Raw genomic sequence first — 17,061 nt, 5'->3', positions numbered from 1 at the left:
AGGACTGCCACGGCAGTGTTTGGGGTCATAGTTGGAGGCACGACATGATGCAGGTAAGCACCAACCATGGCGGCCACAGGGAGAAAGGCGACCGCCGCAGCAAGCCCCTGTCCAGTTTGGAACATTGGAACAGGTTATCCACGGCTCAGAGGTTTGCGTTTTATACGCTGGCCAAACTGGGTTACCAACTCTTGTTCGTTCGCAGCCAGGGTGACAGGGCATTGGCGATAGCTCGCCAGGATGCGCGACTGGCCACCATAGACGAATGGGGCGAGGTAAACTTCGAGCCTGTGATCACGCTGAGGCCTTAGCCGGAACGTAAAAAAGGAGCCAATTGGCTCCTTTTTTATCTCATCACGTCGAAGTTCAAGCCGCCTGGCTGGTCACCGCGGTTTCAGATTCGGCCAACAACATCACCGCTGTGCGACCCAGCAGTTGGTTGATGGTCTTTTCACCGATGGCACCCAGCTCAATGACCGCGCTCTCGCGGGCACTGCTTATGGCACGGAACAGCGTAATGTCTTTATCGTTGCTGCCACACAGGCTGAAAAACAGCTTCAGCACGGCACGGTAATGCGATTCACGCATCGCCGTCATCCATGAGCGCTCCAGCGCTTCAGGACCGGAAAAATCCAGTGCAGCCAAAAACAAACGACCAATACGTGCATCTAACCTGACCAGAAAGTCCGTTTTCTTGGGGAAATGGTGACTGATACCAGTCCGACTGATCCCTGTCGCTTCAGACAAGGTAGTGTAGGACATAGCATCAAAACCAATACTCAGGATTTGCTTGAGCGCCTCATCCATAATCTGATTGATGGTTTGCTCAGTCTGTACTTTGGAACGTTTCGCCATGAAATGTATCCCCCCTTGTTATTTTTGTTGCAGAGAGCTTATCAAAGCATTAGAGGGATTACTGCCAAAAAAACGTCGTTCCCAAGAGTATCTGACTTTTGTTCAGCTAGGGTTCAGCTTGAAACAGCATAGCGTACGCCTGCGTTAACCTTTGATTAACAAGTGTTGCTTTGCGAGCCAATCCGACGCCATTGAGGGTCCCATCAGCTGGTTCAGGGTGGGCTCGAGCACCGGAGCCAGCTCAGGTTTTCGCCAATACAGGTAGTCCGGCAAAACCGGCAGAGTGGCCGAGCCGAACAAATATTGCAGCAGATGGGAAAACTCTGTCAGTTCTGCGTCAGACCAGCGTCTCAGCCTTGGATAGAAACTCTGGCAAAACTCACCAAAACCAGTGAATAACACCAGATCTTCAACTTTATAGCTGTTAAGCAGAGGAAGGAGGTAAAGCGAACTCCAATGAGACAAATGACTGACATCATTCATCACTTGCAGGTTGCGGCGGTGAAATTGTTGCCAGGCCAGTTGCAGTGAACCCTGCTCTTTGGCGAGATGCCAATAGAGATACGCATCGGCCAGCCATTCCTGCTCCCTAAGGCTCAGCCGCTCGGGCAACACCTTACCCTGCAAAGCCCGCACCTCAAGGTGCCCAACCTCGTGCCAGAAGGTCAGCATCAACTGCTGGCTGAGCTCAAGCTCCAGCAGTTGACTGCCCACCAGCGCGCTTTGGGAAAACTGCTCGCGCCAAGGTGCCCACAGGATAAGCCCTGCCACCTCAGCGCTGCTTAAGGGAAACACCATGGCCGAGCGATAACCCAGGCGGGAGCTGATATCTTCCGGCAACTGGGCGCGGGTCGATTCAGGCAGGCGTTGCAAGCAGGCAGGCAGCGTCGCCGTCTCACAAATGAGTACCGGCTTGCCCGCCACCTTCACCTCAGGCGGAATAAAAGCTTGTTGCCCCCATGCCAACCAGGGCGCTGCAAGCAGCGCCAGCATCCAGGGCAGCCCCCACGCCAGCACAGACCATTGCGTGGGAGCGGGTCGCATCAGTGACGGCTCATGATGTTTTGAATAATGGCGGTGGTGGACACCCCATCTTCAAAACCCAGCACCTTCACCTGACCGCCATTGGCAAGCACTTCGGCGCCGCCGGCAATGTCTTCCACTTTATAGTCGCCGCCTTTCACCAACAGATCCGGCAGCAAACGGGCAATAACCCGCTGCGGCGTATCTTCACTGAAGGGCACTACCCAATCCACCGAGGCAAGCCCGGCGAGCACCGCCATGCGTCTGTCCACCGAGTTCACCGGGCGGCCATCGCCCTTAAGGCGACGCACTGACTCATCATCGTTTACCGCCACGATCAGGCGGTCACCCAGCGCCTTGGCCTGGGCAAGATAACTTACATGGCCGGCATGCAGAATATCGAAACAGCCGTTGGTCATCACCACCCGCTCGCCGCGAAGCCTGGCCTGCTCCAGCGCATACACCAGCTGATCTTCACTCACAACGCCCACACCGGACTCGCCCTGATGGCTTTTAAGCGCCTCAATCAGTTCAATACGGCTGACGGTGGATGTACCCAGCTTGCCCACCACCACACCGGCGGCGGTATTGGCAATGGCACAGGCCTGGGGCAGCTCGGCCCCGGCGGCAATGGCGGTAGCCAGCGCCGAAATCACGGTATCGCCAGCGCCGGTTACGTCGTACACCTCGCGGGCCACGGTGGGAATATGCAGCTCAGGCGCATCCGGGGTGATAAGGGTCATGCCTTTTTCAGAGCGGGTCACCAGCAGCGCATCCAGCGCCAGATCCTTAAGCAGCTTATGGGCCTTCTCCACCAGATCAGCTTCGCTGGTTACAGCGCCCACCACGGCCTCAAACTCGCTCATGTTGGGGGTCAGCAAAAAGGCGCCGCGATAGCGGGAAAAGTCGCTGCCCTTGGGGTCCACCAGCACCTTTACCCCCTGGGCCCGGGCCCTGGCGATAAAGTCAGCTGGGTCGGCAATGGCGCCCTTGGCATAGTCAGACAGCACCACCACATCCACATTATTCAGCGAGACTTCGGCCTGGCTCAGTAGCGCCTGGCTATGGCTTTTGTCGAACGACTCTTCAAAGTCGAGACGAATAAGCTGCTGATTGCGCGACAATACCCTGAGCTTAGTGATGGTGGGTTTGTCTTCAACCGTCAACCAGCGAGGCTCAACGCCAAGCGCCTGCACCCCTCTGGTGAGCGCTGCGGCTGTGTCGTCCTGGCCGACCAAACCGGCCAACTGCACCTGACCACCCAGGGTGGCGATATTCAGCGCCACGTTGGCCGCGCCACCGGGTCTGTCTTCAATCTGATTGATACGAACCACGGGCACAGGGGCCTCGGGGGAGATGCGGCCGGTTGGTCCCACCCAGTAGCGGTCCAACATCACATCGCCCACCACCAGAACCCGGGCCTTTTCAAACGCTGGCAAGGTAACCTTCATATCTCTCACATCAAATTCGGCTAAATTAATGCTGGATTGTACCCAATTTTCTCCGGCTGTTGTGTGTGTTTTGCGTTAGAATAGCCACTAATTTTTGTCTGTGAGTGAACCCCAAGTGGTAGAAAGCGCGCAATTTTCCAATCACCTGTATCACCCCAAGTATTGGCTGCTGTGGCTGGGCGTTGGCCTGATGAGGCTGTTATCGGCTTTGCCTTTGTCATGGCAAATGAAACTCGGTGCCGGCCTAGGCACCCTGGTGAGAAAGCTCGCGGGCAGCCGCAGCAATACTGCCAGACGTAATCTGGAGCTTTGCTTCCCCGATATGCCCGCCGCTGAGCGCGAAGCCCTGTTCAAGCGTAATTTTGAAGAAACCGGCAAGGCGGTGTTCGACACCATCAGTGCCTGGTGGTGGAGCGATGAGCGCATTCAACAGCATATGACCATCAAGGGCACCGAGCATGTGGAGCAAACCATTGCCAATGGCCAGGGGGTTATCCTGTTTGCAGTGCACTGTTTGCCGCTGGAGATGGGCGCGCGGATTTTCGGTCAGTTTCAGCCGGGGATTGGGGTTTATCGCCCGCATAACAATGCGGTGATGGAATACCTGCAAGTGAAGGGACGCCTGCGCTCCAACAAGGGGCTGGTGCCCAAGCGCGACCTGCGTCAGATGGTGCGTTGTCTGCGCAGCGCTGAAGTGATTTGGTATACCGCCGATCAGGACTTTGGCCGCTCATCGGCAGTGTTTATTCCGTTTTTTGCGGTACCAGACGCCGCCACCATCACAGGTGCCACCACCCTTGCCAAGCTCGGCAAAGCCAGGGTGCTGCCATTTTTCGTGCAACGTAACGACGATGACAAGGGCTACCACATCGAGATCATGCCGCCGCTGGAGGACTTCCCCGGCGAGGATGAGGTATCAGATGCCATCCGTGGCAATCAGGTAGTTGAGCAGCTGATTTCCCGCAATCTGCCGCAGTACATGTGGTTGCACCGCCGCTTCAAAACCCGCCCCGATGAGAACGCGCCCTCGCTGTATAAGTAACGCGTCTCAGCGTCCTGCCTGCAGCCTCAGGCCCAGGCAGGACGGACAATCCCCCTCAAGCTGTGCCACCACCCATTCACGTCCCTGCCACACAAACACGTCACCTTCGATGGGAGTTTTGCCCAGCATCCGCTCGCAAAGCTGCGCCAGCGTCAGCTCACTTTCATCCTCGGCCAATGCCAGTCCGTACAGGGGCGCAAGCTCGGCCAGCCTAACCCGGGTATCCAACATAAAGTCGCCGAAAAAACCCGACATGGCCGCCGTTGCAGGCGCTTCACTGAACAGCTGACTCAGCGCCGCCAGATCTTTTTCCTGACCGAGCACACAGAGCACATCGTCCGCTTCCAGCACAGTGCTGCCCGATGGGTGCAGCAGGGTGTTGTGGCGAAACAGCGCGGCAATACGGGTTCCCTCAGGCATGTCCAGCCGCTTCAACGGCTCGCCCACACACCATTTGTGCGCCTTGAGGCGATACACAAAAATCTCCCACTCGCTGGCGGGGAAGATATCCACCCCGGCGCGGCTGATGGGCTCAGGTCTGGCAGGCAGCTCTACCTTTGCCAGACGCATCGCCAGCGGCAGGCTGGTTCCCTGCAGCAGCAAGGACACCAACACCACACAAAACGCCAGGTTGAAGTAAAGCTCCGCATGGGGCAGTCCGGCCATCATAGGGAATACCGCCAGAATAATGGGCACGGCGCCGCGAAGCCCCACCCAACTGATAAACCAGCGCTCCCGTGAGGTAAAACGCTTAAATGGCGCCAGACTAAGCCAAACCGCCAGTGGCCGGGCGAACACTATCATCCCAATTGCCAGCGCAAGCCCAGGCAGCAGCACATCCAGCAAAGAAGACGGCGTCAGCAGCAATCCCAGCACCAGGAACATACCGATTTGTGCAAGCCAGGTCAGGCCATCCATCACCGCCAGGGTGCTGTGTTTGCCGCGCATGCCACGATTGCCCAAAAACAGGCCATAGAGGTAAACCGACAAAATGCCACTGCCGCCGAGGCTGTTGGACAGCGCAAACAGCAACAGGCCACCCGCCAACACCAGAATGGGGTAAAGCCCATCGGCCAGCACACTGCGATTAACCAGACGCCACATCAGATATCCGCCGCCCAAGCCCGCCGTCAAGCCAACTCCAGCCTGCAATATCAAGCTTTTAAACAGCACAGGTAAATCGAAGTTGCCACCAGCGGCTATCATGGCAATCAGGGTAACGGTTAAGAACACCGCCATGGGATCGTTACTGCCCGACTCGATTTCCAGCGTCGAGCCCACTCGCTCGTTGAGCGCCCGCCCCTTGAGCAGTGAAAACACCGCCGCGGCATCGGTACTGCCAACGATAGCGCCAATCAGCAGGCCACTGAGTAAATCCAGATTAAACAGCCAGGCCGCCAACATGCCGGTCAGCGCCGTGGTGACCGCCACGCCAACCGTGGCCAGCGACAAGGATGGCCACAACGCCAGTCGAAAGCTTGCCATCTTGGTTCTGAGGCCGCCATCGAGCAAAATCACCGCCAGTGCCAGGTTACTCACCAGGTAGGCGGTCGAGAAATCATCGAACTGAATACCGCCGGGGCCATCCTCTCCGGCCAGCATGCCCACCCCCAAAAATACCAGCAGGATCGGCACTCCAAGGCGCGAAGACAGGGGGCTGAGTACCACACTGAGACCCACCAGCGCAGCGGCTACCAGAAAAAACAGATTCATATTTTCAGCGCCCATATCACCTCCTGCAAAAGTTACGCGGCAATTATATCAGTCACCATTGCCATTCAGCTGTGGGTTAACGATTTTTAATTAAAAGTTGAAGGCATTAAAACCCAAGCTATTTAAGCCATTAAAGGCATTTTCTCAGAAATATTCAGCATTCATTCAATAAGCAAACCCAGAGCAACAAAATCAACAGACTACCTAAAAACCACCTTAGTATCAAAATGACAATTCAAGTGTAATTTACACAACAAAAAACATTGTCTTAGTGACAGCCTTCAGTCAAGAGTAGAACTCATCGCATTGTTATTTATCACTTTTTAACTTTGGCACACAAACTGCCTTGTAGGAATGACATTAGAACAAGCGCTAGAGAGGCCAGAATGAGTTCACTTCGCAAAACGGCTATCGCACTGTTAGTAGTGCTGATTGCCTCCTTCACAGTACTGCTCAGCTTGGGCAGTGAGATTTATCGGGAGATGCCCCCTATCGCCGATGCCTACACCAGCGAAAGCGGTCAGGTGGTGTTTGATAAACAGGACATACTGCGCGGCCAACTGGTGTGGCGCTCCATGGGCGGCCATCAACTGGGTTCCATTTGGGGCCACGGCTCTTACGTTGCCCCCGACTGGTCAGCCGATTGGCTGCACCGCGAAGCCCAAGCCTGGCTGGATATCAGCGCCAAGGCACAGTATGGCAAAGACTTCGCCAGTCTGGACAGCAGCCAGCAGGCCGGTCTGGAGCAGGCGCTGCGCGATGATATGCGCCGCAATAGCCTGTTCAAAAACGGCGACAAACTGGAAGTGTCCTTAAGCGCTACCCGCATCGAGGCCATTCAGACAGTGGCTGATCACTATGTCGCCCTGTTCGGTGACGATGCCGCCATGCAGCCGCTGCGTGAACAGTACGCCATGAAAGAGGCCACTGTGCCCGATTTCGAGCGCCGTCAGCAGCTGACTGCCTTTGTGTTCTGGAGTGCCTGGGCCGCCATCACCGAGCGTCCCGGCGAGACCTACACCTACACCGCCAACTGGCCGTACGATCCCCAGCTTGGCAACACCCCAACGTCGGACAACATCGTTTGGTCGATTCTGAGTATCGTCACCCTGATCGCCGGTATCGGTGGTCTGGTGTGGTATCACGCCGCCGGGCGTGAACAGCCACTGCCTACTCCGGCCAAAGAAGACCCCCTGTTCCGCTTCAAGCCCACCCCCTCACAGAAGGCGGTTGGCAAGTACTTCATTACTGCTATTGGGCTGTTTTTACTGCAAATAGTGCTGGGTGGGATCACGGCGCACTATGCGGTGGAAGGTCAGCAGTTTTACGGTATTCCGCTGTCTGAGATTCTGCCTTATTCGGTCACCCGTACCTGGCACACTCAACTGGCAGTGTTCTGGATTGCCACTGCCTGGCTTGGCACCGGCCTGTACATAGCGCCTGCGCTTTCGGGCCATGAGCCCAAGTTTCAGCGCCTTGGCGTGAACGTGCTCTGGGTTGCCCTGGTAGTGGTCGTTCTCGGCTCCATGGCCGGTGAATGGCTGGGTGTTCAGCAATACTTCAACCTCGACAACAACTTCCTCTTTGGCCATCAGGGCTACGAGTACGTGGATTTGGGCCGGGTGTGGCAAATCCTGTTGCTGGCCGGGCTGATGATCTGGCTGGCACTGGTTACTGCGGCCATTCGTCCTGCGCTCAATGATCAGGGCGAAATGCGCCCCGTAGTATGGGTGCTGTACGCATCCTGCGTGGCCATCGGCCTCTTCTACGGTGCCGGTCTCTTTATGGGTAAGCACACCAACCTGGCCATGGCTGAATACTGGCGTTGGTGGGTAGTTCACCTGTGGGTAGAAGGCTTCTTTGAAACCTTCGCGACCTCAGTTATCGCGCTGCTGCTGGTGCGTCTGGGACTTATCCGTGCCCGCAGTGCCAACGCCGCCGTACTGTTTACCACGGTGATCTTCCTCACTGGCGGCCTTATCGGTACCCTGCACCACCTGTACTTCACCGGCACCACCAACTCCATCATTGCCTGGGGGGCTATCTTCTCGGCGCTGGAAGTAGTGCCACTGGCCCTGATTGGCTATGAAGCCGTAGAAAGCTATCGCCTGCGCAACGCCGCTCCCTGGATGCAGCGCTACCACTGGGCCATCATGTTCTTTGTGGCTACCGCCTTCTGGAACCTGGTTGGCGCCGGTATGCTTGGCTTCCTGATTAACCCACCGATTTCGCTCTACTTTGTGCAGGGCCTCAACACCACCGCCACCCACGGCCACGCCGCCTTTATGGGGGTATATGGCATGCTGGGGATCGGTCTGATGCTCTCCTGTGTCCGTGGTCTGACACTGGAAATGCAGTGGAACGAGAAACTGCTCAAGGGCGCCTTCTGGAGCCTGAATATCGGCCTTGCCGCCATGGTATTCATGTCGCTGCTGCCAGTGGGGATCACCCAATTCTTCGCGGTGATCGAAAACGGCTACTGGTTTGCCCGCTCCCCTGAAGTCATCCACAGCAGTACAGTAGAAACCCTGGTGTGGCTGCGGGTGGTGGGTGATGTGATCTTTGCCTTCGGCGGCATGCTGCTGGCCATGTTCCTTTGGGATGTTGTTCGCAAGGCCTTTGCCGGTAAAAAAGCCGCAGCAACCCGCCCGGTAACAGCCTGATAAAGCCTGAGTCAGGAAAATAAAACCAGAACTCAGCCCTTCAACACTGGTCAAATAGACAATGGGAGCGCCCAGCGCTCCCCTGTCAAAATGACAATCCAGAATGATAAGCGTATGCTGACAGACACACTTTTCTCCAAGGGTCAGCATACGCCCATGTCCTTAAGTCAAACCCTGCTTACCCGTATTGCCCTGGATATCACCTCGGGTCTGTCCCATCGTGACCGCTTTGCCCGCCTGGTCGATACGGTGAAAACCAACCTTGGCTGCGATGCCACCGCACTGCTGGAGTTTCGCGACCGTCACTTTGTGCCGCTTGCTACCGCAGGCCTTGCCGAAGACGTGGCCGGGCGCCACTTTGCCATTGACGACCACCCTCGGCTTGAAGCCATCGCCCGCGCCGGCGATCTGGTGCGCTTCCCCGCCGACAGCGAACTGCCCGACCCTTACGACGGCCTCATTCCCAATCAGGACGATCGCCTGCACGTGCACGCCTGCATCGGTCTGCCGCTGTTCGATGGCGAGAAACTGATTGGTGCGCTGACGCTGGATGCCTTTTCCCCGGAGCAATTCGACAATCTGGGGCTGATGGATCTGCGTGCTCTGGGGGCGCTGAGCGCAGCCTCCCTCAAGAATGCGCTGCTGCTCGACAAGCTTGAGCGGGTATCCCTGCTTGGGCCAGCCAGCCGTGAAACCACCGACGACAGCCAACCTATGGTGGGCAATGCCGCCGCCATGGAAAGCTTGCGCCAGGAGATCCTCGCGGTGGCAGGCACCGACTTGAGCGTGCTTATTCTCGGCGAAACCGGTACCGGAAAAGAGCTGGTTGCCCGCGCAGTCCATCAGGCCAGTACCCGCGCCGCCAAGCCGCTGGTGTATTTGAACTGCGCCGCCCTGCCCGAATCGGTGGCAGAGAGCGAACTCTTCGGCCATGTTAAAGGCGCTTTTACCGGCGCCATCAGCCATCGCAGCGGCAAGTTTGAAACCGCCGACAAAGGCACCCTGTTTTTGGATGAAATTGGCGAGCTGCCCCTTGGGCTGCAGGCCAAGCTGCTGCGGGTGCTGCAATATGGCGATGTGCAGCGTATTGGCGATGACAGAAGTCTCAAGGTCGATGTGCGCATCATCGCCGCCACCAACAAGGATTTAAAGCAAGAGGTGCTGGCGGGGCGCTTTCGAGCCGATCTGTACCATCGCCTGAGCGTGTTTCCGCTGCATGTACCCACGCTCAGAGAACGGGTGGAAGATATTGGCCCGCTGTGCGGTCATTTTCTTGAGCAAAGCCGCAAGTCATTGGGGCTATCGGTGCTGCGCCTCAGCCCGGAAGCGCTGTCGCGGATTAAAAAGCATGACTGGCCCGGAAACGTGCGCGAGCTCGAACACGTAATCAAACGCGCAGCCACCCTGGCGCGGGCGGCATCCGAGCAAGGGGAAGTACTGATATTGCCTCAGATGCTGGCAATCGGCGGCGCGCCTGCGTCCCCCCAGACCCTTGGCAGCAAGGCCGCCGAGCCCGAATTTGAAGGTAAGGCATTGAAAGATGCGACCGATGGATTTCAGGCGCGCTATATCCAATCCTGCCTGAATGCCCACAAGGGCAACTGGGCTGCCACCGCACGGGCGCTGGGGCTGGATCCCGGCAACCTGCACCGGCTGGCACGCCGCCTTGGCTTAAAATAGTGATTGCGACCAGAGTTCAAATAAGAGTTGAAATTCTGGCCGAATTCTATGAGGATGCCAGCTTTGCCACGGAGCGAAAACAGGCGAGTCGCAGGCTCAGGACAGAGCGAATGCCAACAAAGAGTCAGATGAATTTAATGAAGCGTTTTTTACAGTTAGCCGTATTTGTTGGACTCACCGGTCTGTGCCAGGCGGCGCTGGCGGTTGTCTATCCCTTGCCGGCCAAAGATAGCCGTCTGGTGGGCGAAATTCAGTATTATGTGGTGCCGGACGACAAGCGCACCCTCGAAGACATTGCCGCCCAGTTCCAGCTGGGGCTGTCGAACATCATGGAAGCCAACCCCGGGGCTGACCCTTTCCTGCCACGTCCCGGCAGCACCCTGATTATTCCCCATCAGCTGATCCTGCCGGACGCCCCCCGCGAAGGCATAGTGATCAACATCGCCGAGATGCGCCTGTACTATTACCCCAAGGGTAAAAACATCGTCGAAGTGCTGCCTATCGGTATAGGTCAGGTGGGCCGCGATACCCCGGAAAACTGGGTCACCAAGGTGCAGCGCAAGCGCGCCAACCCAACCTGGACCCCCACCGAGCGCATCCGTAAGGAATATGCCGCCAAGGGTGTGACCCTGCCGCCGGTGTGGCCAGCCGGTCCGGATAACCCCATGGGGCTGTTCGCGCTCTACATCGGCAACCTGTACGCAATTCACGGCACCAACGCCAGCTTTGGTATCGGCCTGCGGGTAAGCCAGGGCTGCGTGCGTCTGCGTGATACCGACATCGAACACCTGTTCAACAGCGTGCCAGTGGGTACCCGGGTGCAATTTGTGAATCAGCCTATCAAGGCCACCGAAGAGCCCGACGGCGCCCGCTACCTTGAGGTGCACCAGCCGCTGTCACGCACCCAGGAAGAGTTTGACTCGGCCACGCCTGTGCCCCTGTCACTGCCAGCCAACATCACCCGTTTTGTGGCCCACGCAGAGACCAACTCCTTCGTGCTCAAACGCCTGCTTGAGCAGCGCACCGGCATGCCAACCCGCATCAATCCCTGATGCGGATTGCCGGATAACAAAAAAGCCGCCCTTGGGCGGCTTTTTTGTTATCCGGCATCTTACCTTTCATCGGTTGCTTCTTATCAGCAAGGTCTTTATCAACAAGGTCTTTATCATTAAGCCGGGCTTTTACAGCTGCAACAGCACTCCGGGATTGACCATACCACAGAGAGCAAAACCAATGAGACGCCATACGCCTGGCAGCAATTTGGGCTTTTAATGTTATTAATGCTCAAAGCGCTCAAAAACCATGAGAAAAATCACCGGAAATTACTCTGCGGCAGCCAGCATATCCAAAAATGCGCCCATGGCGGCGGCGTTGGCGAGAATACGCTGATCCAGATTCTGCTGCCCAGGTGTCTCACTGCAGCAGCCGACACGGGCGCCGCTGCGCACCAGGAAGGACTCGAACGAGGTATCGAAGTGATTGAAGATAACCCCATCACGCACCGGGCAATCGTCGATGTTGCCGTCGCTCGCGATGGGGAAATACTGCCCCAGAGCATCCCTCAGGGTATGGCTGAATCGTCCCGGCGCCTGACTGGGCTCGAAGGTGTATACATAGGTGTCTGTGAGCAGCACGTCTTCATGGCAGGTGAGAATGCCATCCCGGCTCGCCACCTGCAGCAGATGGGCGTGTTCCAGCAAAATCTTGCCTTCATAAGACGTATCATCACCCGCCCTGGCCTTACCGTTTTCAACAAAAAAGCCGCGATTGGGGTTTTCGCCCAGCTCGTTGAACCTGTGCCCTTTGGCAAAGCCGGTGGGGTTCACCAGTGGCAGCAGGCTCAGATTCACCCGCTCGAACAAACTGGCGTCGAGCTGCGACAATAAACACAGCAGCCCCCATGGGCCCGCAGCCTCTTCGCCGTGAAAGCCTGCGCTTATCAGCAGGTTTGGCAGTCCCGCTTTTTGTCCGGGCGATTGCATCAGCCACAGTGGATGGCCTCCGGCGCTGCCAAGCTTTTTGGCACTCAACCCCAGGCGGGTCTTTTCCTGCTCCAACAAGGCGTAAAAACGGCTGATATCCGTGCTGTTGCACTCGAAAATCTCGCTGTGCCAGACAAAAGACTCGAAAGGGGAGCGGCTCATTGAACACATCCTTGCAATTACAAAAGGCGAAAAGGGAAGCCTTGCCATCATATCAGCAAAGATGAAAAACTGAATGACATGCTCAGGGACTGTTTATCTTTAGCGGTTAAATTTTGTTCAAGGTAAAAGCGTTTTAATCAAGGCGAGAGCTCTGCCGCCCAGAATCCTAAGCAAGGAGCGCTCAAAACAGAGTACAACGCTTTTAGCCGAACCCTTCGGGCAGCGTTTGTGGATCCTTTCTACGGCGTTATCGGCTTATGAAGTAGAATAACTACCTTTCAAACCCTCTGCCTTGTATAAAGAACCCACAAACTGCTGCAAAAATCAGCTCAAAAGATAAACAGTCCCTAGGCTTGGAAATTACAACCATGAACCTGCTTGGCCGCCTTCGTCCGCTGTTGCCGACATCCCTGCCAGCCATGCCGCTGGCTATGCTGCTATCGGTGCCTATTGCCGCACATGCAGGCGAGTGCCGCCTGGACGACAGCCACCTCAGGCAACTGGACCAGGCCATCAGCTACAGCCAATTGGACAATGGCTTGGGTCTGTATCTGCTGCCCCAAGAAGGCAAGCAGAGCATCGCCATGGCGAGCCGCTTCGCAGTGGGCTCGCGCCACGAACTGGCCGGGCAAACCGGTTGGGCGCATCTATTTGAGCATTCGCTGTTCAAAGGCAGTGCGCTGGCGCCGGGGGACGATTACAGCAAGCTGATGAATGCCATGGGCGCCAGTTTCAATGCCAGCACCAGTTTTGATGATACCCGCTACTACAGCCGCATTCCCGCCGAAGGGCTGAACTTCAGCCTGGCATTGGAGCGCGACCGCTTCTCCCGCCCCGAGCTTTCCGAACAGGCGGTGGCCAATCAGCAAAAAACCGTGCTGGCGGAAATGGCACAGACCATTGATAACCAGCCGTATTTTCGCGCCGCAATGGAATACCTGCTCGCTCAGGCAGCCGATACTCCCTACCGCCATGCAATTATTGGCACTAAAGCCGATATTCAGGCCGCCACGCCCGAGCACTTGCAGGCATTTCACCGCCGCCATTATCAGCCTGCCGCCATGACTCTCGCTCTGACAGGTAAGCTGCCGGACAACACCCGCGCCCTGGTGCAGCAGCACTTTGGCGACTGGAACAATCAAGCCCAGTCCGATGCCCGCAACAATGCCAATGCCAGCCCCCAAATCAGCAACAATGCCACGGCCACGGAACCTCCACTCTGGCGGCCAAGGCCTGCAAGCCATGGCGAAGTGGTGGATGAACGCGCTCCCTGGCCTGGATTGCTGCTCGCCTGGCACACGGTCGGTCGCAGCCACCCGGATGCAGCTGCCATTCGGCTGCTGGAACTGCAGCTGTTTCAGCGCATTGCTTCCGGCCTTGAGCGCGCCGGCATCAAGGGGGGGCAGACTATGCTCAGTCAGTCTCTGCCGCTGGATATGGACCTGCACGGGATGACCAATCTGGTGTTGGTACCAAGGGCGCGGGTCAGCCTTGACACGCTGGCAAAGGGCGTTGGCCAACTGCTTCAAGCCGCCGCAGACAAGCCGCTGAGCGAGTCAGAACTGTGCGGGCTTAAATCGCTGTGGCTGAGTCAGTATCAGCAGCGACTCGAGCGGGATGAGTTGCTGGCGCAGCAACTCGCCGCCACCCCGGCGGCAGACAACCCAAGCCCGCTGCAGGCGCCGTGGCGGGCAATTGAATCTGTCACGGCCGCCGATTTACAGCGGGTGGCCGTGCAGTATTTCAATGGCCATACCGTGAGACTCGATTTGCTGCCCGCCTGGCATACCCGCTTTGGCAAGGGGCTGCTGGAATGGCTGCCGGATGGCTGGGCCGATGGACTGGAGGAGCTGGCACTGTGAAGGCTTTTGTGAATCCGCACCGGGCGCCGGGGATCCGGACGCTGCAGACAGCTGTGCTGCTGATAGCCGCGCCACTGCTTTGCAGCTGCCAACAAACCCAGCTGAGCTTCGAGCCGGTGGCAGCGCCTATGCTGGCCGACTTTGCAAACACCGGCAGCATCGCCAATCTTGCCATCGAAACCGGCTTGGCCGATGCCAACAATGGCCATCAGACCAAGCCAGTTTCCGGGCTGCCACCGTTTCCACAAATTGGCGCTGAGCCGCTTGACCAGAAACAAGCTGAAACTCTCATGCGCTCAGGCATCTGGCAGCAGGGCGCAGTCACCGTCGATGCTCGCCTCAAAGCAGCCCATTTCATCTTGGTTAGCCCTGGCAGCCCCCTGCCCCACGGCGACTTGCTTGCCCGCGCACTGAACGCCCGAGCAAGGCATGCCGCACTGAATGGCGACACCTGCGCCGAAAACCTTGTCGTTGTGGCAAGGCTGCACAGCTTAAGCTTCTCAAGCCGCTGTGACTCAGCCGCTGTGCTGAAACAACGGGCCCAGGCGTTGATGGACGGTCTTAGCCAAATGACCAGCGCCGACTTTAACCGTATCGTGCGCGAACATAAGCTTGCGCGTCACATAGATGCCTTCACCGGCGCCGATATCGACCGGCTGTGGGCGCAAAAGGTGCTGGGTGACGGCCACCCGTATCTTGGCTACAACCGCCCTTTTGATGGCAATCCCAATGAGCTGAGCGCAAGCCTGCAGGCGTTCCGGGCGCAGGCCCAAACCCATTTACTCAGTAATAGTGCAGCGACCCAGGATGACAATGCGCCTCACTCTTTCCATGCTCAGACGGAAATGATTGTCCCGCCACAGAGCCACGCCGAGCCCGAGAAGCCAGCCCTGCTGACCCCGCCGCTCCAATCTGGCAAACGCCTCTATTTGCTGGATGCCCCCGGACAGGTGCAGGCCCAGGTCCGCATCGGCTACGGCCTTAGCCCCTCAGGCGACAGCAGCAGCTGCAAAGCGGCTGCCGCACTCCTTGGCCGCAGTCAAAGTGGCAGGCTGTTTTACGATCTTCGCAGCCAGCGAGGCCTGACCTATGGCGTGTACGGCAGCTGCATCGACAACCCACTAAGCCGCACCCTCAAGTTTTACGGTGCCAGCGCCAATGAAAGCAGCGGCGCTTTCGTGCGCGGCATTGTTGACCACCTGGCACTGCTGGCAAATGACGACGCGGGCACAGAGGAGCTCAATGCGCTGCAAAGCTATCTGGCCGGACAGCGCATACTGCGAACCGACAGTCCGGGTGCCGCCCTGGCTGATTGGCTGGATGCACTGGAGCAGGGGCAATCACAGCCAAAGGCTGCGGGCACCTTGCTGGATAGCCTTGCTCTGGCCGGGTTCAACCGGCTGGTGTTCAGTCAGGCGCCGCTGATTGTGGTCAAAGGCGATGCCAGCGTGATCCGCGCCGATCTGGCCGCCAAACTCCCCGATTGGCAGATAGAAGTGCTCGAAAATGTTCCTTAAAAAGCCAATAACCATAAATGGAATGGCATGCGGCAAAATGCACACCAATTTGCATCCTCAAACAGACCGAATCCCGCTATAGGCAAGGGCTCCAAGTCCAAAAGGGTATTTAGTCAGGCCGGTGACAGCACACTAAAATTGCCTGAAAGGGAAATTTAGCCACCACAGAGGAAATCCAAATGTGTCATTTTTCACGGGTCCTCGTTGCCACCGACGATGGGCTACACGCCAAGCCTGCGCTCAGAAAAGCAATTCACTTTGCTAATCAAAGCCATGCAGACCTTACGGTACTCAGGGTTCAGCTCCCAAAGCAGGCGGCTATCAGTCAATGGTTACAGCATTTGTTGATGATGGCGCCCGGCATCAGCCATCAACGACAAAAACAGCCCAGTTACCCGGACAAAGACCTGCATCTCACCCTCAAACACTGCCATGCCGCCACCCTGGCCAATGCAGTGCTGAATGAGCTCGAACACAACGAATACGACTTACTGATCCTGGAACACCACGAATTCTCCACCTTCAGGTGTGAATTCAGCCACACCGATGATTGGCTGCTGTTGCAACAGGCACCGCTGCCGGTATTGTTTGTCAGCCGCGAGCCCTGGGAAAACGACGGTAAATTACTGACGGCGCTGGAAGTAGACGAAGAGAGCGACCCCCATCGTCAATTCAATCGCCAGCTGCTGGATGTGTCAGATGAACTGGCCAAACTCTTTAGCATGGAGCTGCATTTGCTGACCTGCTATCAGGCGCACGACTTGAGTGTGTCGTTTGAAAACAAAGATTTGAATCATCACACCTGGGTTGCCGAGCAGTGGCGACGACTGCGGCAAACCGCCGAGCCGTTGGCACTGGAGGATAAACGCCTGCATCTGGCCGCAGGCCTGCCCGACGACATGGTGCCCGAAGCCGCCCGCCGCTGGCACAGCAATCTGGTGGTCATGGGCGCAGGTGAACACGCCAGTTTACTGAGTTCGCTAAAAGGCCGTGCCTCGGAGCAACTGCTGAATCAACTGAGGTGCGATGTGCTGGCCTTAAAACCTCACGCCCGGCAGGCGCTGCTGCACTGATAAAGCGCATCATGGCAATAAAAAACGCGGCTTAAAGG

General features: G+C 57.2%; 13 protein-coding genes. 8 read left to right on the top strand and 5 right to left on the bottom strand.

Annotation, left to right across the window (positions count from 1 at the left end):
* Positions 1-44 precede the first annotated feature (44 nt).
* A complete protein-coding gene (locus MJ923_RS02215) occupies positions 45-311 on the top strand; it encodes a hypothetical protein (RefSeq protein WP_237158708.1) in 267 nt (88 codons plus the stop codon).
* Positions 312-366: 55 nt separating this feature from the next.
* Here MJ923_RS02215 and MJ923_RS02210 read toward each other — a convergent pair whose 3' ends face one another.
* From MJ923_RS02210 to hldE, 3 genes are all read right to left on the bottom strand, one after another.
* Positions 367-855 (bottom strand): TetR family transcriptional regulator, encoded by a 489-nt coding sequence (locus tag MJ923_RS02210; protein ID WP_126165878.1) that lies wholly within the window; start codon positions 853-855, stop codon positions 367-369.
* 144 nt (positions 856-999) lie between these two features.
* The gene (locus tag MJ923_RS02205) at positions 1,000-1,899 is read right to left on the bottom strand and encodes a hypothetical protein (protein ID WP_240589728.1); all 900 of its coding nucleotides are present in this window, start codon (positions 1,897-1,899) and stop codon (positions 1,000-1,002) included.
* Positions 1,899-3,329: a bifunctional D-glycero-beta-D-manno-heptose-7-phosphate kinase/D-glycero-beta-D-manno-heptose 1-phosphate adenylyltransferase HldE gene (hldE, locus tag MJ923_RS02200; protein ID WP_240589727.1), complete on the bottom strand. Its 1,431-nt coding sequence runs from the start codon at positions 3,327-3,329 to the stop codon at positions 1,899-1,901. The genes MJ923_RS02205 and hldE overlap by 1 nt, the downstream gene beginning before the upstream one ends.
* 115 nt (positions 3,330-3,444) lie before the next feature.
* On the opposite strand from hldE, the gene MJ923_RS02195 reads away from it, so the two are divergent.
* Positions 3,445-4,371 (top strand): LpxL/LpxP family Kdo(2)-lipid IV(A) lauroyl/palmitoleoyl acyltransferase, encoded by a 927-nt coding sequence (locus MJ923_RS02195; protein ID WP_126165875.1) that lies wholly within the window; start codon positions 3,445-3,447, stop codon positions 4,369-4,371.
* Between the two features lie 6 nt (positions 4,372-4,377).
* Here MJ923_RS02195 and MJ923_RS02190 read toward each other — a convergent pair whose 3' ends face one another.
* Entirely contained in the window at positions 4,378-6,099 is a 1,722-nt protein-coding gene (locus MJ923_RS02190) for a potassium/proton antiporter (protein ID WP_240589726.1), read from the bottom strand.
* A gap of 371 nt (positions 6,100-6,470) precedes the next feature.
* Between MJ923_RS02190 and MJ923_RS02185 the strand changes: the two genes are divergently transcribed.
* The 3 genes from MJ923_RS02185 (at position 6,471) to MJ923_RS02175 (ending at position 11,479) form a co-directional block, all read left to right on the top strand.
* The gene (locus tag MJ923_RS02185) at positions 6,471-8,747 is read left to right on the top strand and encodes a nitric-oxide reductase large subunit (RefSeq protein WP_240589725.1); all 2,277 of its coding nucleotides are present in this window, start codon (positions 6,471-6,473) and stop codon (positions 8,745-8,747) included.
* Positions 8,748-8,903: 156 nt separating this feature from the next.
* On the top strand, positions 8,904-10,427 hold the full coding sequence (gene norR / locus MJ923_RS02180) for a nitric oxide reductase transcriptional regulator NorR (RefSeq protein WP_240590231.1): 1,524 nt from the start codon (positions 8,904-8,906) through the stop codon (positions 10,425-10,427).
* Positions 10,428-10,564: 137 nt separating this feature from the next.
* A complete protein-coding gene (locus MJ923_RS02175) occupies positions 10,565-11,479 on the top strand; it encodes a L,D-transpeptidase family protein (protein WP_240590230.1) in 915 nt (304 codons plus the stop codon).
* Positions 11,480-11,749: 270 nt separating this feature from the next.
* Here MJ923_RS02175 and MJ923_RS02170 read toward each other — a convergent pair whose 3' ends face one another.
* Positions 11,750-12,571, bottom strand: a complete 822-nt coding sequence (locus MJ923_RS02170; protein WP_240589724.1) for an N-acetyl-ornithine deacetylase — start codon at positions 12,569-12,571, stop codon at positions 11,750-11,752.
* A gap of 368 nt (positions 12,572-12,939) precedes the next feature.
* Between MJ923_RS02170 and MJ923_RS02165 the strand changes: the two genes are divergently transcribed.
* The 3 genes from MJ923_RS02165 to MJ923_RS02155 all read left to right on the top strand — a co-directional run bounded on the left by MJ923_RS02165 (position 12,940) and on the right by MJ923_RS02155 (position 17,023).
* Positions 12,940-14,433 carry a M16 family metallopeptidase gene (locus MJ923_RS02165; RefSeq protein WP_240589723.1) on the top strand — a complete coding sequence of 498 codons (1,494 nt, stop codon included), beginning with the start codon at positions 12,940-12,942 and terminating at the stop codon, positions 14,431-14,433.
* On the top strand, positions 14,430-15,950 hold the full coding sequence (locus tag MJ923_RS20835) for an insulinase family protein (RefSeq protein WP_240589722.1): 1,521 nt from the start codon (positions 14,430-14,432) through the stop codon (positions 15,948-15,950). The genes MJ923_RS02165 and MJ923_RS20835 overlap by 4 nt, the downstream gene beginning before the upstream one ends.
* 179 nt (positions 15,951-16,129) lie before the next feature.
* On the top strand, positions 16,130-17,023 hold the full coding sequence (locus MJ923_RS02155) for a universal stress protein (protein ID WP_240589721.1): 894 nt from the start codon (positions 16,130-16,132) through the stop codon (positions 17,021-17,023).
* The last annotated feature ends 38 nt before the right edge of the window (positions 17,024-17,061 follow it).

It is taken from the genome of Shewanella zhuhaiensis (assembly GCF_022484835.1).
GTDB lineage: Bacteria > Pseudomonadota > Gammaproteobacteria > Enterobacterales > Shewanellaceae > Shewanella > Shewanella khirikhana.
The sequence above is the reverse complement of the archived record's forward strand: the minus strand, read 5'-3'. Positions and strand labels throughout refer to the sequence as shown.

Bases quoted from the DNA above. Each gene is read 5' to 3' on its own strand.
- MJ923_RS02215 (WP_237158708.1), top strand. From the start codon at position 45: ATGATGCAGGTAAGCACCAACCATGGCGGCCACAGGGAGAAAGGCGAC.
- MJ923_RS02210 (WP_126165878.1), bottom strand. From the start codon at position 855: ATGGCGAAACGTTCCAAAGTACAGACTGAGCAAACCATCAATCAGATT.
- MJ923_RS02205 (WP_240589728.1), bottom strand. From the start codon at position 1,899: ATGCGACCCGCTCCCACGCAATGGTCTGTGCTGGCGTGGGGGCTGCCC.
- hldE (WP_240589727.1), bottom strand. From the start codon at position 3,329: ATGAAGGTTACCTTGCCAGCGTTTGAAAAGGCCCGGGTTCTGGTGGTG.
- MJ923_RS02190 (WP_240589726.1), bottom strand. From the start codon at position 6,099: ATGGGCGCTGAAAATATGAATCTGTTTTTTCTGGTAGCCGCTGCGCTG.
- MJ923_RS02185 (WP_240589725.1), top strand. From the start codon at position 6,471: ATGAGTTCACTTCGCAAAACGGCTATCGCACTGTTAGTAGTGCTGATT.
- norR (WP_240590231.1), top strand. From the start codon at position 8,904: ATGTCCTTAAGTCAAACCCTGCTTACCCGTATTGCCCTGGATATCACC.
- MJ923_RS02175 (WP_240590230.1), top strand. From the start codon at position 10,565: ATGAAGCGTTTTTTACAGTTAGCCGTATTTGTTGGACTCACCGGTCTG.
- MJ923_RS02170 (WP_240589724.1), bottom strand. From the start codon at position 12,571: ATGAGCCGCTCCCCTTTCGAGTCTTTTGTCTGGCACAGCGAGATTTTC.
- MJ923_RS02165 (WP_240589723.1), top strand. From the start codon at position 12,940: ATGAACCTGCTTGGCCGCCTTCGTCCGCTGTTGCCGACATCCCTGCCA.
- MJ923_RS02155 (WP_240589721.1), top strand. From the start codon at position 16,130: ATGTGTCATTTTTCACGGGTCCTCGTTGCCACCGACGATGGGCTACAC.